The organism is Halorhabdus rudnickae (assembly GCF_900880625.1).
Classification (GTDB): domain Archaea; phylum Halobacteriota; class Halobacteria; order Halobacteriales; family Haloarculaceae; genus Halorhabdus; species Halorhabdus rudnickae.
Genome location: NZ_CAAHFB010000001.1, coordinates 1,521,642 through 1,540,402 on the forward strand (window position 1 = coordinate 1,521,642; position 18,761 = coordinate 1,540,402).

Here is an 18,761-nt window from a genome sequence, read left to right on the forward strand (position 1 = left end):
TCTCGGCAGCCGCCGCCCTCGTAGTGATTACTGTAGATCAGTTCCACATCGACCGCACGCATTCGCACTGTCGAAGCGGTACAGAGCGTCAGTACTCACTCTCAGACGAGGCTGGCCCCGTCGAACTCCGTCCGGTCGTACTCGACCTCGAGTAGCGAGAGGATGGTCGGCGCGACATCGTACAGATCCACGTCGTTGATCCGGACGTCATCGTCGTCGACGAACAAGCAGGCGTTGTCGAAGCTGTGCATCCCGTTCCGCGGGCCGACGTCGAAGACCGCCTCGCTCCCCTTGAACCCAGCTTTCAGGTCGAAACCGTGATTCGGGATCACGACGAGGTCAGGTGCGATGTCGGCGTGATCGCCACGGAAGGCGTCCTCCTTGGTGACGACGCGATCGGCGACGGGGGTCCCGTCGGGCCCTTCCCAGGCCTCGAGTTTCGCCTTGAGTTCGTTCCGGACCTCGTCGTACTCCTCCTCGGCGACGCCGCCGTTGGCCTCCCGGCCCTCGAGATTTACGTAGAACCGCCCCGGAATCAGCGAGTAAGCCTTCGTCGACTCGTCCAGGTCGGCCAGTTCCTCGGGGTCGTCGGCATCGAACTCGAGCCAGCCCTCCTCTCGGAGCCACTCGTTGCAGTGGACCTCGTGTTCGAGCGTGGTGAACCCGTGGTCGCTCGCAACGATCAGCGTCACGTCGTCGGACAACTGCTCGCGCAGGCGACCGATGTAGTCGTCGACCGTCTCGTAGAACGCTAGGAACTCCTCGTAGTACTCGTCTTCCGTCTCGTAGTCTTCGAACAAGAAGTGGTTGACCCGGTCGGTCGTCATGAAGACGCCGAAAAAGAGGTCCCAATCGTCGGCGTCGATATACTGCTCGAAGGCCTCGTAGCGCTTCTCGATCGTCTCGTAAGCGTCATCGAGAAAGTCCGTCTTGTCGTCGTCGTGGCCGAGTTTGGCGTTGACGTCGATTCGGTAGTCGTTGTCTTTGAGAGTATCCCGGAGTTCGTCGGGGTAAGCCGCTTTCTCGACGCCGGGGGAGAGAAAGCCCGAGACCATCCGCTGGACGTCCCGCTGGGGCGGGAACGTGACCGGGACGTTCAGCACTGTCGCGTCGCGGCCGGCCGACTGGACACGGTCCCACAACCGGGTCGCCTGCACGTCTTGCCCCATGGGGACGTACGTCTCGGCGGACCCGATCTCGCGATCCTGGAAGCCGTAGACGCCGGTCTGACCGGGGTTGACGCCGGTCGTCAGCGACGGCCAGCAGGCGGACGATTCCGGTGGGACGATGCTGTCGATGGCCCCCCCGGCGCCCTCCTGGGCGATCGCAGTAAGGTTCTCGAAGCGCTCCTCGTTGTCGGCGATCAGACTGTAGGGGACGCCGTCGATACCGATAAAGGCGACCCGGGGATCGTCGTCGCCGCGTATCCGATCGAACAGACCCATACCCCGCGGTACACGAGAGTGACACAAGAAGGTTCTTCTAGGGGACGAAGGCAACGGCTCACCGCGACACCGGCAAATATCGCGCGATCAGTCGTCTCGGTCCGTTCGCTCGCCGTCCGAGGTGGGCGCCGGTTCGGCCGGTCTGAAGTTTTCCGGGACGACGGTGAAGTGGGCGATCCCGACCGTGGGGCGTTCTGCTGCCATCACACTCATACCCACGGTCGCACTACCCAAATAATTACCCATAATCATACCGCATGCGTAGAGCGGGAAGCAATAACCGGGGAACATCACGGGCCGGAAAAAACACTGCGACGACCGTACAGCGTTCGCGTTAGGCGAAGTTGTCCTCGTAAAGGTCCTGGGCGTGTTCGATCGCGTCCATCGCAGCCTGCTTGTCCTCGAAGCCCTGCGTCTCGACTTCTTTGCCTTCCTCTAGGTTCTTGTAGGTCGCGAAGAACTCGTCGATTTCGTCCAGCGTCTGCTGGGGGATGTCTTCGAGGTCCTCGATGTGGTCGTACCGTGGATCCTCGGTCGGGACAGCGATGACCTTATCGTCTTGTTCGCCGTCGTCGTCCATCTTCATCAGTGCGACTGGGCGAGCCTCGATGACACAGCCCGGGAACGTCTGGTCTTCGACGAGGACGAGCACGTCGAAGGGGTCCTCGTCGTCGTAATACGACTGGGGAATGAACCCGTAGTCGCTGGGATAATGGACGTTGCTGTGCAGGACACGGTCCAACACGACGCCAGGCACGTCTTTGTCGTACTCGTACTTGTTGCGCTCGCCTTTCAGGCACTCAACGACTGCGTAAATCTCCTCTGGCGGGTTCGGTCCGGTCTCGAGATCGGTCCAAAGATTCGTCATCACATCCCCCTCCGGCAGGCCGAAAAAAATGCCTTTCGAGTCCCGAAATGGGGCCCAGCCACCGAGGTCATAACGACAAAATACCAGAAGAGAAATTTCGCGTACTGTCGGTACAGTTGACAAAGGTTAAATGTCGTGATGACATTCATCCAACCATGTCAGAGGCGCAAAGCGAAATAGAAGCTCCGAGTATCGCACGAGAACTGACCGCGTTCCAGCAGAATATCTTGGTCATCCTGGCCGAAGAGGCCCGCTACGGGCTCGCGGTCAAGCGTGAACTCGAGACCTACTACGATTCGGACGTCAACCACGGGCGGCTCTATCCCAACCTCGACGACCTCGTCGAGATGGATCTGGTGGAGAAAAGCGAACTTGACAAGCGGACCAACGAGTACGGTCTCACCGAGAAGGGCTACGAGGTCCTCCTCGAGCAGATCGAGTGGGAACTTGCGAAGATTATCCAGACTGAAGATCGAGCCGAAGACTTCGAAGACCTTCTCGAAGCGGCCCGATAAGACGTTCTGACAACGGTTTGAGTGGCGTTTTCGCCATCAGACCGTGGTAATGATTTCGCACGACCAGCCGTCGGTACGACTTCATCTCCCCACGACCCAGCATCACTCGATCGGTGGCCGATCGACGCCCGCTACATCGAAGGCCAACCGGAGCGACTCCACCAGGACGGTGCGCTGCTGGTCGCTCGGCCAGACGTTACGTGGGTAATACTCCGTGCGGAACTCCACGACGTGTTCGGGGGTTGCACGGGCGATCCGGGTGGCGTGGTGGTTTCCCATGAAGTCGGCAAACGCACGGACGTTGGCCCCGTGGACGGGACCGTGCTGGTCAGCGACTTGCTCGACGAGGGCGCTGTTGTCCCGTTCGACGGCTTCCCAGTCATCGTCACCGCCTTCCAGCGGGCGCTCGATTGCGCGCGAACGGTCGTCGATCCGCTCGAGGACGACCTCGCCGTCCGCGAGCCACTCGGCGGGGTAGCAGACGAGGACATCCCCGTCCACACCGTCACGGACACGCGCCTCGAAACCGTACCGTGTGAGGGTCTCGTCACGGCGCTTGCGGTAGGCTTCGGCTCGCTCGGCGTCGGCCCGCCGAGCCTGGCGCGTGAGTCGCTCTGCCGTCTCGACCACGTTGACTGGGAGTTCGTCCGTACTCGAGTGTTCACCCGGTTCAGTCATCCTCGAACGCCTCGTTGGCCAACCGATCGGCCCGTTCGTTGACCTCCCGCGGGACGTGCTCGAGCGACCAGGACTCGAAGCCATCGAGCAACTCCCGGACGCGAACCCGCCGTTCGCGCAAGTCGGGGTCGTTCGTGTTCCACTCGCCGCGAACCTGTCGGACGACGAGTTCGGAGTCGCTACGGACCTCGACGGCGTCGAAGCCGTACTCGGCGGCCACTTCCAGGGCGTGGATCAGCGCCGCGTACTCCGCCCGGTTGTTGGTGGCGCGGCCGATCCGCTTGCCCCCTTCGGTGACGATCCCCCCCTCGCCGGTGAGGACCACCCAGCCGATCGCCGCGGGGCCAGGGTTGCCCCGGGATGCGCCGTCGACGTAGACGTGGGCGCGTCCCCCGTCGTCGGACAGCAGTCCCACGAGACGTTCGGGATCGCCACCCTGGACGACGACCTTCCCGTCGTAGGCGACGGCAGTCGCACCCGCGTGACTCGCGCGCCAGCGCTCGTGATCAGTGTTGCCTGGTTCGATCTCGACCCCCCCGTCCCGGAGGCGATCGCGGGCGGCCGATGGGTCGCACTCGATGACCGGCATCGGCCGGGCTTATTCTGTCGACGGGTTAGACGTTTCCGGTCGGGACGCCCGATAAGATCGCCGCATGCATCCTTGCATCCAAGCCGGTGGCCCGGTCGCCCCCTCCGACCAGCAGTATATGACAAGTGGCGACAAAAACACCAAGCATTTAAGTTAGGTGAAGATGCTACTATAAAAGTGCGATGACACGGTCCACCCGCCAGCGGGAGCGCGAGCGTGAATCCGAGACCGAGCAAGACGAACAAGAGGGGGTGCGGGAATGTCCGGAGTGTAACTCTGAGAACCTGGTGAAAGACGGGGATCGGGGCGAGATCATCTGCGAGGACTGCGGGCTGGTCGTCGAGGAGGAGAGCATCGACCCGGGACCGGAGTGGCGGGCGTTCAACCACCAAGAGCGCCAAGAGAAGTCCCGCGTGGGCGCGCCGACGACCCAGACGATGCACGACAAGGGACTGACGACGACCATCGACTGGAAAGACAAAGACGCCTACGGCCGTTCTATCTCCTCGAAGAAGCGCAGCCAGATGCACCGACTGCGAAAGTGGCAGGAACGCATCCGGACCAAGGACGCGGGCGAGCGCAATCTCCAGTTCGCTCTGAGTGAGATCGACCGGATGGCTTCCGCGCTGGGCGTCCCCCGATCTGTCCGGGAGGTCGCATCCGTCATCTACCGCCGGGCGCTGGACGAAGACCTCATCCGCGGGCGCTCGATCGAGGGCGTCGCCACCTCTGCGCTGTACGCGGCCTGTCGGAAGGAAGGTATCCCGCGGAGTCTAGAGGAGATCAGCGAGGTTTCCCGCGTCGAGCGCAAGGAGATCGGCCGAACCTATCGATACATCTCACAGGAACTCGGCCTCGAGATGGAACCAGTCGATCCCAAGAAGTACGTCCCCCGCTTTTGCTCCGAACTCGAACTGAGCGAGGAAGTCCAGTCGAAAGCCAACGAGATCATCGAGACGACCGCCGAGAAGGGCCTGCTCTCGGGGAAGTCCCCGACGGGCTACGCCGCCGCCGCGATCTACGCCGCCTCTCTGTTGTGCAACGAGAAGAAAACTCAGCGTGAAGTCGCCGACGTCGCTCAGGTGACGGAAGTCACGATCCGTAACCGCTACCAGGAGCAGATCGAGGCGATGGGCATCCACAGCTAGGCCCGTCCGGGGTTGCCTGATTGTCCGACCCCTGTTTCGAATGCTGACGCTGCTGCCCGTATTCGGTTGTATCTGTCGTCACCGATCTCGTGGGTCGGCCAACTACCGCCCGGTCACTCCCGCTCGCGATCGCCGTATCGACTGTCTCACCGACACCGGTCCTCGAACCACATCGTTCCGGAGATGCCCTCGTCGGCTCAAGACATGTCTGGCGTGACGCCACTGTCCGATCGCGGACTGCGCTCTCCTGGGTAGGTATCCGATGCCGGACGGAGCGCAAGAAAAATTACTCCAGGGATTTCGCCCGGTTTTGATAGTCGCCACCGCAGTCACAGGCTCCAGGATGGGTCTTGGCTTCGACGATGTCACCACACTGGAGGCACTCGTAGGTAGAACTACTCGTCGGGTCGTTTTCCGCTTCGACGTCTTGGCCATGTGGCATGGTCGAATGCTCATCGTCTATCCTTAAATATTAATCGTAAGAAGAATACAAGGACAACAAAATGTGATTGTATGTCAAAAAGAAACGGAGTGATCAGGACTCTCTCAGGCCGGGATGAAACGATCAGTAGCCGTCATCGTATCAGAGAACATTGAGTTACGATAAGCCGACTCAATCGTCCTCGGCGGGAACACCGTCTAGATCTGTCTCGCTATCGGGAACACTCACAGTTTCGCGGTCGGGACCTTACTCCGCGAGGTCGTCGATCCAGGTGAGGGCAGCCATGGCCTTCGGGAAGCCGATCGTCGGGATCGCGAGGATCGCAACCTGTCGAAGGGTCTCGGGATCGACATCTTCCTCGAGGCCCCGCCGGACGTGTGAGTGAACGGCGCCCTCCGATTGGGTGCCGACCGCCAGGGCGAGTTTTACGAGCCGTTTGGTCTCCCCGTCGATCCCGCCGGCCGCAGAACAGGTTTCCCCGAGGTCGGCGTAGGCGTCCCACACGTCGGGGTAGTCCTGGCCAGTGCCGCGGGCGCATCCGGTAATTCGTCGATGTCGTCGATCTCGTCCGCCATGGGAGCCCCTTCAGACGGTGGTAGATTAACTGTTGGGCCGTGAGGTGACCGAAAACGGACGCTTATTCCCCTTCCAGCCGATCGAGGACTGCCTCGGTCAGCGCTTCGAAGTCAGCCGTGTGGGGAACCACGTCGACGTCGATCCCGTGGTCGGTCGCCGTCTCGCGGGTCGGCTCGCCGATGGTTCCCACGACCGCCGCACGCAACCCCTCGATCGCGGCCTCACGTTGACCGCGCTCGTCGGCGATCGCCAGGAAGTGCTCGACGGTCAGCGAGGAGGTGAACAGCGCCGCGTCGAGATCGCCCTCGGCGGCCAGCCGCACGGACTCGCCCGCGTCGTCCGGCCGGACCAGTCGGTAGAGGACCGTCTCGTGTACGTAGGCACCTGCGTCCCACAGCCCCTCGGGAAGCACGTCGCTGCCGTGATCGCTCCGGGCGATCTCGACCCGCGATCCGTCGACGCTGTCACCCAGCGCGTCGACCAGCCCCGTCGAGGAGAACGTTTCTGGGACGACATCGACGCTGATCCCGTGCTCCCGGAGCGCTGCGGCCGTCGGCTCACCGATCGCACACACCGTCTCCTCGCCGGCCGTCCACTCCTCGGCGACGAGTTCGGCCCCGGTCTTGCTCGTGAACACGACGAACGCCGCGTCGTCTCTGGGCAGTGCCCCGGTCGGCTCGACGGCCAGCATGGAGTCGGCGACCGGCTTGACACCGAGCGAGTCCAGCAGCGCGACTGCGTCCCGGAGCCGGTCGTCGTCGGGCCGGAAGACGGCGACGCGCGGTCGGTGAGTCGAACCGTCGTTTGCGCCCGCTCCAGATCGTTGGGCAGTCACTCGTATCCCCCCAGCCACTCCAGGACGTCCTCGCGGACGCCCGCCACTTCGCCGATGACCGTCACAGCCGGCGGTTCGATCCCGACCAAATCGCGGGCATCGACGATGGTCTCGACGGTCCCGGTGGCGACCTGCTGGCCGTCCCAGGTCGCGCGCTCGACCAGCGCCGCGGGCGTGTCGGGATCCATCCCGGCGTCGATCAGCGCGCGGGTGTACTCGGGCAGCCGGGTGACACCCATCAATACGACGATCGTCCCGCCGGTCGCGGCCAGCGCCTCCCAGTCGACAGCCGACTCCGCCTTGGTCGGGTCCTCGTGACCGGTGACGACCGTGACGCTGGAAGCGAACTCGCGGTGGGTCAGCGGGATGCCCGCGACTGCGGGGCCGCCGGTCGCCGAGGTGACACCGGGCACGACCTCGAAGGGGACGTCGTGGTCGGCGAGATAGGCCATCTCTTCGCCACCGCGGGCGAAGACAGTCGGGTCGCCGCCCTTCAGTCGGACGACCGTCTTGCCCTCCCGGGCGCGTTCGACCAGCCGGCGGTTGATCTCGGACTGGGGCGTCCGGTCGCCGTGGGCGCGCTTGCCCACGTCGACGCGGGCCTCGGCGGGGACGAGTTCGATGATGTCCTCGCCGGGCAACTTATCGTGCATGACGAGGTCGGCCTCTTCGAGCAACCGGCGGGCCTTGACCGTCAACAGTTCGGGGTCGCCGGGGCCGCTGCCGACCAGGTAGACCGTCCCGACGTCGCCAGTCACGTCGAATCCCCCGCCGCGTCCTCACGGGCACGTTCGATCAACTCGGCTGCGCCGCGGTCGGCGAGGTCCGCCGCCATCTCGCGGGCCGCCTCCGGATGATTCTCGACTGGCAGCGTCCGGCGATCGGCCACTTCCTCCTCGCCGTCCGGCGAAAGGATCCGAGCGGTCGTCGTGACGACTCGGCCCTGGAAGAGAGCCCGGACGCCGATCGGGGCGACACAGCCCCCGCCCAGTTCCTCGAGGATGGTCCGCTCGACGGTCGCCTCGACGCGCGTTCGGGGGTCGTCGAGCGTCTCGTGAATCCGCTCGACGACTGCCTCGTCGCTCGCGACGACGGCGAGAGTCCCCTGTCCCGGCGCGGGAACGAACTGTTCGGGCGGGAGCCGCTCGTACTCGACGTGATGGATCAGCCCAAGCCGTTCCATCCCGGCCTCGGCGAGGACGATCGCGTCGTACTCGGTGTCGACATCGCGTTCCAGTGCCCGGCGTTCGACCTCGGCGAGATCGGAGAACCACTCCTCGACGGTCCGTTCGAACTGAGGTTCTTCGTCCGCGTCGCCTTCGTCGTCTGTGTCGTCCCCGTTCTCGGCTTCTTCGGCCTCGACGCGGGCCTCGTGCTCCGCGTGGAGGGTCGGCGCGAGGAGTTTCTCGACGCGGGTGTCCACATTACCCCGGAGCGGCTGGACGTCCAGGTCGGGCCGTTCGGCCAGCAACTGGGCGCGCCGGCGCAGGCTTGACGTGCCAACAGTCGCGCCCTCCGAGAGGTCGGATAGCGAGACTCCATCCGGAGAGACCAGGAGGTCGCCGGCGGGACCGCGTTCGGGAACCGCGGCGACGATCAGGCCCTCGCGGTCCTCGGTGGGCACGTCCTTCAGGGAGTGGACGGCCGCATCAGCTTCACCTGCGAGGACGCGCTCGTCGAGACTGTGGACGAACGCGCCCGTCTTGCCCAGGCGGTGGATGAGTTCGTCGTCGATCCGGTCGCCGGCGGTCTCGACCTCGTGGAGTTCGACCTCGCGCCGGCGACCGGCGAGGGCGTCCCGGACGGTCGCGGCCTGCCGGAGCGCGAGATCCGATCCCCGTGTCGCCAGAGTCAGCGTGCTGGCTCGGCTACTCATTGGATCGGTCTCCACGGTCGAGCGGGATAACCCCACCGCTCGACCCTCAGAGGTGTAGGCGGCAGAACACTCCCCTGCCAGCTACTCAATACGGCTCGTCCTTCAGTCCGAGACCGTAGGCGATGGCATTCGTCCCGACGTGCAACAGCGGCGTCGCGACGATCACGACGGCAATCACCGGGAACGTGAACGTATCGGCGAACCAGCCGGGGGTGGCGAGCGCCGCGGCCACCAGCGCACCGACGACGAAGTCGAGCTGGTCAAGTCCGGGGACCGGCGCGCCGCGGTCCCTGTCCAGGCGGCGTTTGATGAACGAGGCGGCGACGTCGCCGAGCATGGCGCCCAGCGCCAGGGCGACGGCCGCTGAGAGGGGAAATCCCGGGAGGGGCATTCCCAGTGCATCGCTCGCAGCCGGGGCAAGCGCGTCGAGGGCGAGCGCCAGGACGGTCCCCGCACCCGTCCCTGCGGCCGTCCCGCGCCAGGTCTTGCCGTCGCCGAGTACCCGCCGCCCGCCCCAGGATCGACCACCGTCGATGGGCCGGCCGCCGCCAGCCAGCACTGCGGCGTTGTTCGGGACGTAGGCAGGCAACATCGCCCAGAGTGCCGTCGCGATCACAGCGAGCCAAGACATTCTGTCGATGGCTTCGCGTGGCGACGCTTAAGCGATGGCTATTCGATCCGTGAGTGATCGTCGAAGACGGTTGTGCACGGACGATACCGGGAGAATACCCCAGCTATATACGTGATTGGCGAGAACGCCGGTCAATAACAGGACCAATGTCACAGACACGAACGAATTCCAGATTCCAGTTTTCGCGTGGCGAACAGCTTTCGATCGGGAGCGCGGTCGTCGTCGTGATCGCGGCCTTTCTGCCCTGGATTACTGCGTCGATCCTGGGGACGAGCGTGACTGTCAGCGGGATCGACGGCGACGGGGTCTTCACCCTGGCGTTTGCGATCATCGCGGCCGCGCTCGTGGTGGCACGGCCCTGGGATCGGATCAACAAGATTGCCGTGGGCATTCTGGGCGGCCTCACTGCGGCCGTAGCGCTGTACTACATCGTCGATCCGGCGATGGGAGTCAAGGGTGGCGGCGCGGGGGCCGAACTCGCACGACAGGCACTGTCGCCGGGTATTGGTCTCTATCTCACCGCGCTCGGCGGGGTCGGGCTTGTGCTCGGTGCCGCACTGGAGACCGTGTCGTAAGCCCCGAGTATTGAAACGTCCCGGTGTCGAACACCCAATATGAGCGCCACCGGCCTCTGTGCGGTCTGTGGAGAGGGAAACGCCGAGTACACCTGCGATCGGTGTGGCTCACTCGTCTGTGAGCGCCACTATGAGCCCTCACTCGGGTACTGCGTCGAGTGTGCCGGCGAAGTCGGCGGTGGCAGACAGACGAACGGAAACGACCAGCCGGAAAACGGCGACACATACCAGTTCTGATCGTGTCTGAAGACGGTCACACCTACTGGCCCTGATCGACAGAGTCGAAGAGCACGACCGTGAGCCGCCCCAACAGGCGGGCGAGGGCGTTGAACAGGTGCAGCGCGACCAGCAAGACCAGCGCGCCGACGACCGACGCGATGAGTGCTTCCGGCAACGTGTCAATGACCACCATATCGAACCCGCCGGATCCGACGGATGTCTCCATCGACATCGGACCGAGCGTGACCATGGAACCGTCGCCGCCCAGCAACTGGTAACGCACGCCCGGCAGCCAGTAGACCAGGGGCGCGACCAGCAACGCCAGCGGAAGCACCAGTCCCGTCGTGAGCGCGATGAACGCGACCATGCCGACGAGGAACTGCGCCAGGAAGTACACCACGAGGGCGTAGTTTCGGGGCGTCGTCGCGACCGTCTTAGCGTACTTGACGACTGATAATTCACCGACGTCGGTCGGCTCCCAGGTCGCCTCAACCTCCAGCAGTGCCGTGGCAATCTGCGCCTCGATCACGCCCGCGTAATCGGCGGCCCCGAGGACGCCGATCAGTATCGGAATCCCGACGAGCAGCGGGAGCAAGACGATCCCGAGAACGATCCCAGTGAGGAACAGCGAGAAGTACGCGATCCCCAGTGGAAACCGCAAGAACAGATACGCCAGGTTGCGATACGTTCGCTCCGTCGCCACGACGCCGACGATCCGTCGCGGCACCGACCGAGTGGAGACGGTTGTCATCGACCAGTCCAATGACCCTCCAGAACACCGATGGGTGTGATAGACTGCAATATCGGCAACTCGTCGTGACGCTTTTAGGTGTCCCGGTGGCGGTTCAGCCGGCGTTTGAGACGCTTGGCAGCGTCTCCCGCGGCCCGATAGTAGGCGTCCGGATCTGTCTCACCCGGCCCGCCCGCTTCCTCGCCGGCGAAGATGATCCCACGGGAAGAATTGACCAGTCCGACGCGCGTGGCGAGGTCCGGTCGCTCGGCGAGTCCGTGTTCGACCGCCGCCTCGCTGTCACCGCCCTGGGCGCCGACGCCGGGCACCAGGAACGGCAGGTCGGGAACCTGCTCGCGGAGTGCTTCGAGTTCTTCGGGCGCGGTCGCGCCGACGACCAGCCCGACGTTGTCGTTGCGGTTCCAGAGATCGGCCAGCGCGGCCACCCGCTCGTAGAGCGCTTCACCGTCGGCGAGTTCGAGGTCCTGAAGGTCAGAGCCACCGGGGTTCGAGGTCCGACAGAGGACGAACACGCCCGCGTCCTCGCGCTGCAAGAAGGGCTCAAGAGAGTCCCGACCGAGGTAGGGGTTGACCGTGATCGCGTCGGCGTCGAGTCCGTCCTCGTCCAGTGCCGTGGCGTACTGGCGGGCCGTATTACCGATGTCCGCGCGTTTGGCGTCCAGCAGAACGGGCACGCCCTTGCCGTGGGCGTAGGCGATCGTCTCTTGGAGGGCACGCCAGCCGTCCGGTCCCTCGTAGAAGGCAGCGTTGGGCTTGTAGGCGGCGGCGTGTTCGTGGGTCGCGTCGATGACCCGGCGGTTGAACGCCCACCGCGGGAGGTCCTTCTCGGAGAGATGCTCGGGCAGGCGGTCGGGATCGGGGTCCAGTCCGACCGAGACGACGCTTTCGGTCGCGTCGATCCGGGCGGCCAATCGCTCGAAGAAGTCCATACCTGGGGCCACCGGCGCGGTCGACTCAAGTATTTCCATCGGTCCCGAGGGGCGCACTCCCGTCGGTCGCGAGGCAGGGAGCCCATCGGTCGTGTGGACCGCTAGCGAACAGTTGGCCGATCGCCACGAACGGGAAGACTCAATTAGGCCCGTCGGGTTAGGAACACCTGATGACACTCGCGGCGGTGGTGTTCGACCTCGACGAGACGCTTGCCGTGACCGCGCGCGATCGCCAGACACTGCTTGCGGACACGGTCGGCGAGGCCGGACTAGAACCGATCGAGTACGGGACCTACGAAGACGCCCACCGCGAGGCCGTAACGGGCGAGACACGCGCGCGCATTTTCGAGACAATATACGAGGACGAACCCGTCGACCCCCACGACCTGGCCGAGACCTACCGTGGCATCGTCAACGAACACTTAGAACCTGTCGAGGGGGCCGAGAAACTGCTGTCGACCCTCGCGAACGGTGCCGGCTACCGCGTCGGCGTCCTGACCGACGGCCCCGAACGCGCCCAGTGCTCGAAACTCGACGCGCTGGGGTGGACCGACCTCGTCGACGCGACCGTCGTGACCGGAACGATGGAGACCCGCAAGCCGGACCCGGCGACCTTCGAAGCGGTCCTCGCGGCGCTGGGCGTCGAATCTGGAGAGGCAGTCTACGTCGGCGACAAACCGGAGGCGGATATCGAGGGTGCGCTCGCGGCCGGTATGCGCGCCGTCCAGATCCTCTACCCGGGCGGTCCGGATCCACACCCACGTGCAGACGCACACATCGAGCGGGATCGACTCCACGAAGAACTCCTCGACGTACTCGAAACGTTGTAGCTCTCAGTCGCCCGCGGCGGCTACTCGATCCGCTCGGCGATCGTCGCAAGCAGATCCGTCGCGCGTTTGGTCGCCGCCGCGGATTCGACGACGATCGTAACCGGCCCATTCTCCGACCGCGTTTCGAGTCCCGCGTCCCCGGCAGTCGTTCGGACCATCTCCTTTGCCCGCTGGAACCGAATCTCGAGACCGTTTTCCCCCGGTTCGACCGTCGCCAGCGGTGCCCCATCGAGGAGGACAGTCGTCGTGCCGTCCTCGGTGATCGACAGTCGATCCAGTCCGCCCGTCTCACGGCCCGCGATCTCCGCACGAAACACCTCTGCGATCCGCTCCCCGTCAGTGATGCGATCCTCGACCATCTCAAATCTCCTCGATTGCCCGTTCGGTAGCCGATCCCACGTCAATTCCGCGCCGCCGGGCGTAGAGGACGGCCGCGGCCTCCAGGGTGATCGCTAGTTCGGATTGGAGGGCGTTGATCGCGGCGACCGCTTCCTGTTTGTCGACCCCTTCGGCGACGACCGAATCAAGCACGCGCTCGAAGGTCGAACGCTCCCGCAGGATCGACTCGTCGGGGGCGTATTCCGGAGGGACCGTCACCGAAGCGTGGTCGAACTGGAGTTCGAGCGTGTCTTCCTCGATGGCGAGCAATCCCTCGCTGGCGGCGACGTCGATCAGCCGTTTGGCCTGTTCGGGGGAAAACCAGTCTCGATCGAGCGAGAGGTCGACGACGAAGTCGCTACGCGGCAACGTATCGGTCCCGTCCCCGACGAACGGGGCTGCGACGGCTGTCCGGAGACTCATCGCCCGGAGATGGGCCGCTTTCGCTCCTAAACCTGGCGATCGCGGCCTGGATTCGAGGGGTTGAAGTATATCCTGGCACTTCTCTTGGGTATGAAATTCCAGGGACGCTCGACGCGCAAGCGAACCGGCGGTCGACGCCGACACTCCCGAAACAAGCGCAAGTACGAACTCGGTGACGAACCGACGGAAACCCAGGTCGGCGAGCGGAAACTCAAGGTCGTCGACGCACGCGGCGGCACCGAGAAGGTCCGGGCCGTCGCAACCGACGTCGCCAGCGTCGCCACGGACGAGGGCACTGTCGCCGCCGAGATCGAGAACGTCGTCGAGAACCCCGCCAATCCAAATTACGTCCGGCGAAACATCATCACCAAAGGCGCAGTCATCGAGACGAGCGAGGGCGAGGCCCGCGTGACCTCCCGTCCCGGACAGGACGGGCAGGTCAACGCCGAACGCCTCGAGTAACCCGATTTCGACATTTTCGAGACGATCGAGCCGGATAGCGATAGGTCCGACAGGCGGGTCGAGGGCAGCATGGTCCTGGCGTCACGTATCGAGGAAGGAAGCGACAGCATCGCCGACCCGTTCAGGTGCCGATTCGAGGCCCATGTGCCCGACGCCGTCGAGTGTCGTCGTTCGAGCGTCGGGTAGTCGATCGGCGAGTGTCGACACCGCGTTCCGGAGGTGTTCCGGGCCACGGTCCCCCCTCAAGAGCAGAGTCGGCATCTCAATCCCATGGTCTTCAGCCAGTCGGTAGTCCTCGACAGCTCGACTCTCCCGGACGATGGTCTCGACACGATCGAACGGTGCGTCCTCCGGCCACCACGGGAGGAGAGTCGCGTCGGGAACTCCACTACCTGCCTCGATAAACAGCTTGAGTGCGTCGCGGCGTTCGCCCGCGTCGACGTGGGCCTGCAGGCGATCAGCCAGATCGTCGTCGCGATACTCTCCGACGAGGAGGGCCGGTTCATACAGAACGAGCCGACGGATGTCGAGTTTCGGTGCGGCCGCCAGCGCGACAAGCCCGCCGAATGAATGGCCGAAGACGGCAGGGGCTTCGTCGAGATCGGCAACGATGGCCTGGAGATCCGCAACCTCACGGTCGAGACTGTAGTCGTCTCCATCGCCGCTGTCGCCCCGGCCACGGCGGTCGGGAACGACGAGTGTGTGTTCGTCGGCGAGATGTGGGAGCAGCGGTCGGAAACTGTGGCGGTCGGCGCTTGATCCGTGCAGGAGGATGAGCGGCGACCCCTCGCCGTGTCGTTCGTATGCAATGGGTGTGCCGTCTGCGGATCTGACAGTCTGCATGGATCGACCAGTCAGGGGCGAGCAGAGTAACCGTTAACTCTCAGTCATGCGGCCGTTCAAGTCGGGGACGGAAGCTGCGCCGACGATCACCCGTCCGGGTCGTCGAGAGACGCCGCGATCAACGAGCGGTGCCCACGGCGGAGCCGTTCGGAGAGTGAGGACGCGCTGATGTCGAGTTTGGCTGCGACATCAGCCAATGCTGCGTCTCGTGGCACGTCGAAGTACCCCATCTCCCGTGCCGCCAGCAGCGCCTCGCGCTGGCGCTCGGTCACGGCATCAGCTGCTCGGTCGTCGGACACCCTCTCCAGCTTCCGTAACTCGAAGGCACCGTTGTGCTCCCAGAAATCACGAATCTCGGTGACAGTCTCCCGGCTCGCGAACCGACCGGACTGGATCCAGCCGGTCGAAGTCACGCGATTGCAGTCGATCACGGAACCGTTGTCCGCCAGCGCTTGCAGGCCGCCAACGTCGAACGCCGCTGGGAACTGCTCGCTCATGCTCACAGCCGGGAGCACCTTGTACCGTGGCCGATCTTCGGCGTGGTCGATTCGCGTATACCCGGCAACGAAGGAGCTACTGTCGAAGGCTGCCTCGACGGCCGACGCCGCCCCCGCCGTCACCGTGACGACGAACGGCGTGTACTCGTCCTGGCTGGCGACCAGCTGTACCTGGAGTGTCGTCTCAGGAACGCTGGCTGCGACCGAGACGAACGGCAAGTGCTCACAGGTGATTTCGTAGACAGCACGCAACGCCATGACACTGGCAATAACGGGACGCTCTAATGGGTATCGGAACGCGCCAGTCGGATCAACTCCACTACATATCGGTCCGGCGTTGCATACTTCCGGGTGCAGGAGGGTTTGACATCCTCCCCGCCCTGCTCGCGCCCATTCGGGCGCTCGCTGAGGACGGGGATTCCCGACCGCAGTTGGGATATTACGGTTCGCGGTTCATGACCTGTTCTCGCGGGGCGAAACGACCCTCGCTACGGTCGAACAGGCGAACCGCTGGCTGTGCCAACCAGCCGTTATCCCTATCCTGTTGAGGATTCGGGAGTACCTTTTGTCGGATATTCTCTGCCCCGTTACTATCAGCATTGGCGACCAGCCCACATTCCTCACAGACGTACAGCCCACGCTCGACGCGCTGGCTGTCGGCGCTTCGACCGCACGCCGAACACGACTTCGACGTGTCTCGCTCGGAGACAAGTTCGACCTCAATGCCCCGTTCTTCGGCCTTGTAGGTGAGCATCGACGTGAAGCGGTCGAACGCCCAGCCGTGCAAATCGAGATTGCCGTGGTCGCCCCAGTTGCGAGGCTCGCCGTTCTCGTCGTCTTCGCGGATGCTCGCGAGGTCGCCCACGACAATCATTTCAACGCCACGCTCGATGCACTCCTCGACGATTGCTTTCGAAAGCGTGTGCAAGAAGTGCGTCCGGCGACCCGTTCGTTTGCGGTCAAGACGGGTAGCTTCACGGGACGAAGAATCGTCGCATTTGGCTTTCTTCTTGGCGAAATAGTATTCGTTCTCTTTGAGCGCCCCACCGGGGTACAGCAGGGATTCATCGCCAAACGATACGGCGGCGACGTTACAGATGCCGAGATCGATCCCGGCCACATCGTCACCGGGTGCGTCTGGGGAGTCAATTTCGACCTGGCAAACGACGTGCAATCGCCACTCGCCGTGCTCGTACACGGCACGAACCTGCTGGACGTTCTCGATGGCCGTCTCGGGCGGTCCAATGACCTCGTACTCACAGAGGACGAAGTCTGACCACCCGTCCTTCAGGTTCTTGCCCTTCGAGAGCCTGAGACGGTTGTTCGCGGCGTCGTGTTTGAAGCCCGCCTGCTTGAACGTGACCGTCGAGCGTGGGTGGTCGCCGTTGCGTTTGCGGTATCCGGGCGGGTTCGCTTTCGTGTCCCCGTTTTCGCGCTTGCCGACCCAACTGGTGAACGCCTCACCGAGTTCCTGGAGAACTCGTTGACTGGATTGTGAATGCAAGTCCGCATAGCGTTCGTGCTTTTTGAGGTAGGCCGTGAGCGCGTTAGCGCCGGGAATCTGGCCGCAAGCGTCCCAGACACGTTGGGCGGTCCAGCGACCAACGTTCCAGAGCTTGCTGGCGGCGAACCCGAGCGAATCGAGATCGTCACGCACTTGCGAGTGATTGAGAATCCTCGCCCGAAAGGTGCGTGTGGCGACCTTATTCGCCATGCGTAATCTATGTTATCTCACAAACAAAAGTATTTCCATCTCGGTGGAATATCCGGCCAGGCACAGTCCGGTGAAAGCCAAAGTAAGCTTACGGCGCGTATCCCCACCCTACTCGCTTGTGCGTCCGATGCATCGGACGCCCGGCGCTCGTTGAGGGTGGGGCTTTACGCCTGATTTTCCGGTAATAGAGAACCGATATGGGCGCTTACGATGGTTTCGGTGCGGCCTTTTGAAGGGCGCTCTCGGCGATATTGCTCCCATAATCGGCGGTCCGGGTCAACGAGTCGACGACGAGCCCGAGCCGCTGGGCACGCTGTGGGTCGTCGAACTCCAGAATGAGGTTGTCCACCTCACGGGCCTTTCGATCGACCTCGTCGATGCGCCCTCGCGCCTCGTTGGCGAGTTCGACTGCCTCATCTGGGTCCTCGCTCAACAGGGCGTCCATGGCAGTCTCGGGGACAGAGATCGCGATCTCCTGGAGTTCTCGAAGGGCCGCCGCCTCTTCTTTGGGGACTGAGCCGACCTCGCTCGCGATACCGGCGATCTTGTTCGCGTGGTCGGCGATGCGTTCGAGTTGCCGGGCACCGGACTGGTAGTCAAAGACCGTCTCCCGCGGGAACCCGATCTCGGTAGCCGTGGTCGGGTCCCGGAGCACGGTTCGAAATACCCGCGAGACCATGTACCAAAGCCGGTCGACATCGTCGTCGCGTTCCATGACGTCCTGGGCGAGGTCGGCGTCGTTCTCGACGAGCGCCGTCACCGCGTCGGCAGACATGGTCAGCGAAACCAGCCGCATCCGCGTGATAGCGTTGTGGACCGACAGTTCCGAAGAGTCCAGCAGATCCTGGAGGACGACGCGCTCGCCCGTCTCCTCGATTACTTCCAGACCGACGAGCCCCTGCGTGGCGTCCCGGATGACGCGACGCTGGGCCGCCGTGATCCGACTCGCCTCTAGTTCGATGATGTCGAACCCGCTGACGTACATCGTCATCACCGCGCGGGTCAACTCCGTCTCCTCGGTCAGCCCGCTCACGTCGAGGGTCCCCTGTGTCCGCTCCTCCTCGTCCTTCGGTGAGAGTAACAAGAAATCCTCCTCGGAGTGGAACTCGACGATACTGCCTGCGCTTACTTCGTTGTCTGTCGCCCAGTTTTTCGGTAGTGACACCGTGTACGTGGAGCCACCCGTGACCTGGACCTTGCGGGTCTCCATACGCTGTAGTGAACCGGAGGAGAGCAATAAATCATTCCATATCTATATATTTTTGCTATTAACTACTATATATCAATATATGCTGCTATGAGTCGTGTGACGACCGGCCGAATGCGAACGGCCATGGCTGCTGGAGACTTCGGTTACCGTTCCGCCGACATCTACAACGGAACCGCGCCGGAAGTACAATGAGTGCTGCCAAAGTACAAAAACACTGTCTGTTGGCCCGTTTCCCGATCCGATCCGGCGTCAGTCCGAGCGGGGGCTAGGGGCCGAAGGTCCGGGACAGCTGTCGATCAAATCCGGAAGAGGGCTGCTGTTGACCCG

At 63.8% G+C, this 18,761-nt stretch carries 23 protein-coding genes and 1 pseudogene; 6 read left to right on the forward strand and 18 right to left on the reverse strand.

Annotation, left to right across the window (positions count from 1 at the left end; translation table 11 throughout):
* Positions 1–101: 101 nt before the first annotated feature.
* On the reverse strand, positions 102–1,445 hold the full coding sequence (locus BN2694_RS07550; protein WP_135663828.1) for an alkaline phosphatase family protein: 1,344 nt from the start codon (positions 1,443–1,445) through the stop codon (positions 102–104).
* A gap of 334 nt (positions 1,446–1,779) precedes the next feature.
* On the reverse strand, positions 1,780–2,313 hold the full coding sequence (locus BN2694_RS07555; RefSeq protein WP_135663829.1) for an inorganic diphosphatase: 534 nt from the start codon (positions 2,311–2,313) through the stop codon (positions 1,780–1,782).
* A 155-nt stretch (positions 2,314–2,468) separates the two neighbouring features.
* Between BN2694_RS07555 and BN2694_RS07560 the strand changes: the two genes are divergently transcribed.
* Positions 2,469–2,828, forward strand: a complete 360-nt coding sequence (locus BN2694_RS07560; protein WP_135663830.1) for a PadR family transcriptional regulator — start codon at positions 2,469–2,471, stop codon at positions 2,826–2,828.
* A 102-nt stretch (positions 2,829–2,930) separates the two neighbouring features.
* Here BN2694_RS07560 and BN2694_RS07565 read toward each other — a convergent pair whose 3' ends face one another.
* Both BN2694_RS07565 and rnhA read right to left on the reverse strand, forming a co-directional pair.
* The gene (locus BN2694_RS07565; RefSeq protein WP_135663831.1) at positions 2,931–3,506 is read right to left on the reverse strand and encodes a DUF7108 family protein; all 576 of its coding nucleotides are present in this window, start codon (positions 3,504–3,506) and stop codon (positions 2,931–2,933) included.
* Positions 3,499–4,095 (reverse strand): ribonuclease HI, encoded by a 597-nt coding sequence (gene rnhA, locus BN2694_RS07570; protein ID WP_135663832.1) that lies wholly within the window; start codon positions 4,093–4,095, stop codon positions 3,499–3,501. The genes BN2694_RS07565 and rnhA overlap by 8 nt, the downstream gene beginning before the upstream one ends.
* Before the next feature lie 182 nt (positions 4,096–4,277).
* On the opposite strand from rnhA, the gene BN2694_RS07575 reads away from it, so the two are divergent.
* Positions 4,278–5,243 (forward strand): transcription initiation factor IIB, encoded by a 966-nt coding sequence (locus tag BN2694_RS07575; RefSeq protein WP_135663833.1) that lies wholly within the window; start codon positions 4,278–4,280, stop codon positions 5,241–5,243.
* Positions 5,244–5,529: 286 nt separating this feature from the next.
* Here the strand turns inward: BN2694_RS07575 and BN2694_RS07580 are convergent, their stop codons facing one another.
* From BN2694_RS07580 to BN2694_RS07605, 6 genes and pseudogenes are all read right to left on the reverse strand, one after another.
* Positions 5,530–5,685: a rubrerythrin-like domain-containing protein gene (locus tag BN2694_RS07580; RefSeq protein ID WP_135663834.1), complete on the reverse strand. Its 156-nt coding sequence runs from the start codon at positions 5,683–5,685 to the stop codon at positions 5,530–5,532.
* A gap of 246 nt (positions 5,686–5,931) precedes the next feature.
* Positions 5,932–6,260: pseudogene (locus BN2694_RS07585) on the reverse strand (carboxymuconolactone decarboxylase family protein).
* A gap of 62 nt (positions 6,261–6,322) precedes the next feature.
* Positions 6,323–7,096, reverse strand: a complete 774-nt coding sequence (locus BN2694_RS07590) for a uroporphyrinogen-III synthase (RefSeq protein WP_135663835.1) — start codon at positions 7,094–7,096, stop codon at positions 6,323–6,325.
* Positions 7,093–7,854 carry a uroporphyrinogen-III C-methyltransferase gene (gene cobA / locus BN2694_RS07595; protein WP_135663836.1) on the reverse strand — a complete coding sequence of 254 codons (762 nt, stop codon included), beginning with the start codon at positions 7,852–7,854 and terminating at the stop codon, positions 7,093–7,095. Before cobA ends, BN2694_RS07590 begins: the two co-directional genes overlap by 4 nt.
* A complete protein-coding gene (gene hemC / locus BN2694_RS07600; RefSeq protein WP_135663837.1) occupies positions 7,851–8,972 on the reverse strand; it encodes a hydroxymethylbilane synthase in 1,122 nt (373 codons plus the stop codon). The genes cobA and hemC overlap by 4 nt, the downstream gene beginning before the upstream one ends.
* Positions 8,973–9,057: 85 nt before the next feature.
* Positions 9,058–9,603, reverse strand: coding sequence for a CDP-2,3-bis-(O-geranylgeranyl)-sn-glycerol synthase (locus BN2694_RS07605; protein ID WP_135663838.1), 546 nt, complete (start codon positions 9,601–9,603; stop codon positions 9,058–9,060).
* Positions 9,604–9,749: 146 nt separating this feature from the next.
* Here BN2694_RS07605 and BN2694_RS07610 point away from each other — a divergent pair, with 146 nt between their 5' ends.
* Positions 9,750–10,178: a hypothetical protein gene (locus tag BN2694_RS07610; protein ID WP_135663839.1), complete on the forward strand. Its 429-nt coding sequence runs from the start codon at positions 9,750–9,752 to the stop codon at positions 10,176–10,178.
* 39 nt (positions 10,179–10,217) lie between these two features.
* On the forward strand, positions 10,218–10,415 hold the full coding sequence (locus BN2694_RS07615; RefSeq protein WP_135663840.1) for a zinc finger HIT domain-containing protein: 198 nt from the start codon (positions 10,218–10,220) through the stop codon (positions 10,413–10,415).
* Positions 10,416–10,437: 22 nt separating this feature from the next.
* On the opposite strand, the gene BN2694_RS07620 is transcribed toward BN2694_RS07615, so the two are convergent.
* Complete coding sequence (locus tag BN2694_RS07620; protein ID WP_135663841.1) at positions 10,438–11,148, reverse strand: sensor domain-containing protein; 711 nt, start codon at positions 11,146–11,148, stop codon at positions 10,438–10,440.
* A 74-nt stretch (positions 11,149–11,222) separates the two neighbouring features.
* Complete coding sequence (pyrF, locus tag BN2694_RS07625) at positions 11,223–12,077, reverse strand: orotidine-5'-phosphate decarboxylase (protein ID WP_135663842.1); 855 nt, start codon at positions 12,075–12,077, stop codon at positions 11,223–11,225.
* Between the two features lie 170 nt (positions 12,078–12,247).
* Here pyrF and BN2694_RS07630 point away from each other — a divergent pair, with 170 nt between their 5' ends.
* A complete protein-coding gene (locus tag BN2694_RS07630) occupies positions 12,248–12,907 on the forward strand; it encodes an HAD family hydrolase (protein WP_135663843.1) in 660 nt (219 codons plus the stop codon).
* Positions 12,908–12,927: 20 nt separating this feature from the next.
* Here BN2694_RS07630 and BN2694_RS07635 read toward each other — a convergent pair whose 3' ends face one another.
* The gene (locus BN2694_RS07635) at positions 12,928–13,266 is read right to left on the reverse strand and encodes a hypothetical protein (protein WP_135663844.1); all 339 of its coding nucleotides are present in this window, start codon (positions 13,264–13,266) and stop codon (positions 12,928–12,930) included.
* A 1-nt stretch (position 13,267) separates the two neighbouring features.
* Positions 13,268–13,708, reverse strand: a complete 441-nt coding sequence (locus tag BN2694_RS07640; protein ID WP_135663845.1) for a DUF2240 family protein — start codon at positions 13,706–13,708, stop codon at positions 13,268–13,270.
* 90 nt (positions 13,709–13,798) lie between these two features.
* Here BN2694_RS07640 and BN2694_RS07645 point away from each other — a divergent pair, with 90 nt between their 5' ends.
* The gene (locus tag BN2694_RS07645) at positions 13,799–14,170 is read left to right on the forward strand and encodes a 30S ribosomal protein S8e (protein ID WP_135663846.1); all 372 of its coding nucleotides are present in this window, start codon (positions 13,799–13,801) and stop codon (positions 14,168–14,170) included.
* A gap of 81 nt (positions 14,171–14,251) precedes the next feature.
* Here the strand turns inward: BN2694_RS07645 and BN2694_RS07650 are convergent, their stop codons facing one another.
* The 4 genes from BN2694_RS07650 to BN2694_RS07665 form a co-directional block, all read right to left on the reverse strand.
* Positions 14,252–15,013, reverse strand: a complete 762-nt coding sequence (locus tag BN2694_RS07650; protein WP_135663847.1) for an alpha/beta fold hydrolase — start codon at positions 15,011–15,013, stop codon at positions 14,252–14,254.
* An 86-nt stretch (positions 15,014–15,099) separates the two neighbouring features.
* Entirely contained in the window at positions 15,100–15,768 is a 669-nt protein-coding gene (locus BN2694_RS07655) for a helix-turn-helix domain-containing protein (protein ID WP_135663848.1), read from the reverse strand.
* A gap of 181 nt (positions 15,769–15,949) precedes the next feature.
* On the reverse strand, positions 15,950–17,224 hold the full coding sequence (locus tag BN2694_RS07660; protein ID WP_135663849.1) for an RNA-guided endonuclease InsQ/TnpB family protein: 1,275 nt from the start codon (positions 17,222–17,224) through the stop codon (positions 15,950–15,952).
* Positions 17,225–17,429: 205 nt separating this feature from the next.
* A complete protein-coding gene (locus BN2694_RS07665; RefSeq protein ID WP_135663850.1) occupies positions 17,430–18,434 on the reverse strand; it encodes a phosphate uptake regulator PhoU in 1,005 nt (334 codons plus the stop codon).
* Between the last annotated feature and the right edge of the window lie 327 nt (positions 18,435–18,761).

Excerpts from the sequence above, each read along its gene's own strand:
- BN2694_RS07550 (WP_135663828.1), bottom strand. The coding sequence starts at position 1,445 with ATGGGTCTGTTCGATCGGATACGCGGCGACGACGATCCCCGGGTCGCC.
- BN2694_RS07555 (WP_135663829.1), bottom strand. The coding sequence starts at position 2,313 with ATGACGAATCTTTGGACCGATCTCGAGACCGGACCGAACCCGCCAGAG.
- BN2694_RS07560 (WP_135663830.1), top strand. The coding sequence starts at position 2,469 with ATGTCAGAGGCGCAAAGCGAAATAGAAGCTCCGAGTATCGCACGAGAA.
- BN2694_RS07565 (WP_135663831.1), bottom strand. The coding sequence starts at position 3,506 with ATGACTGAACCGGGTGAACACTCGAGTACGGACGAACTCCCAGTCAAC.
- rnhA (WP_135663832.1), bottom strand. The coding sequence starts at position 4,095 with ATGCCGGTCATCGAGTGCGACCCATCGGCCGCCCGCGATCGCCTCCGG.
- BN2694_RS07575 (WP_135663833.1), top strand. The coding sequence starts at position 4,278 with ATGACACGGTCCACCCGCCAGCGGGAGCGCGAGCGTGAATCCGAGACC.
- BN2694_RS07580 (WP_135663834.1), bottom strand. The coding sequence starts at position 5,685 with ATGCCACATGGCCAAGACGTCGAAGCGGAAAACGACCCGACGAGTAGT.
- hemC (WP_135663837.1), bottom strand. The coding sequence starts at position 8,972 with ATGAGTAGCCGAGCCAGCACGCTGACTCTGGCGACACGGGGATCGGAT.
- BN2694_RS07605 (WP_135663838.1), bottom strand. The coding sequence starts at position 9,603 with ATGTCTTGGCTCGCTGTGATCGCGACGGCACTCTGGGCGATGTTGCCT.
- BN2694_RS07610 (WP_135663839.1), top strand. The coding sequence starts at position 9,750 with ATGTCACAGACACGAACGAATTCCAGATTCCAGTTTTCGCGTGGCGAA.
- BN2694_RS07615 (WP_135663840.1), top strand. The coding sequence starts at position 10,218 with ATGAGCGCCACCGGCCTCTGTGCGGTCTGTGGAGAGGGAAACGCCGAG.
- BN2694_RS07620 (WP_135663841.1), bottom strand. The coding sequence starts at position 11,148 with ATGACAACCGTCTCCACTCGGTCGGTGCCGCGACGGATCGTCGGCGTC.
- pyrF (WP_135663842.1), bottom strand. The coding sequence starts at position 12,077 with ATGGACTTCTTCGAGCGATTGGCCGCCCGGATCGACGCGACCGAAAGC.
- BN2694_RS07630 (WP_135663843.1), top strand. The coding sequence starts at position 12,248 with ATGACACTCGCGGCGGTGGTGTTCGACCTCGACGAGACGCTTGCCGTG.
- BN2694_RS07635 (WP_135663844.1), bottom strand. The coding sequence starts at position 13,266 with ATGGTCGAGGATCGCATCACTGACGGGGAGCGGATCGCAGAGGTGTTT.
- BN2694_RS07640 (WP_135663845.1), bottom strand. The coding sequence starts at position 13,708 with ATGAGTCTCCGGACAGCCGTCGCAGCCCCGTTCGTCGGGGACGGGACC.
- BN2694_RS07645 (WP_135663846.1), top strand. The coding sequence starts at position 13,799 with ATGAAATTCCAGGGACGCTCGACGCGCAAGCGAACCGGCGGTCGACGC.
- BN2694_RS07650 (WP_135663847.1), bottom strand. The coding sequence starts at position 15,013 with ATGCAGACTGTCAGATCCGCAGACGGCACACCCATTGCATACGAACGA.
- BN2694_RS07655 (WP_135663848.1), bottom strand. The coding sequence starts at position 15,768 with ATGGCGTTGCGTGCTGTCTACGAAATCACCTGTGAGCACTTGCCGTTC.
- BN2694_RS07660 (WP_135663849.1), bottom strand. The coding sequence starts at position 17,224 with ATGGCGAATAAGGTCGCCACACGCACCTTTCGGGCGAGGATTCTCAAT.
- BN2694_RS07665 (WP_135663850.1), bottom strand. The coding sequence starts at position 18,434 with ATGGAGACCCGCAAGGTCCAGGTCACGGGTGGCTCCACGTACACGGTG.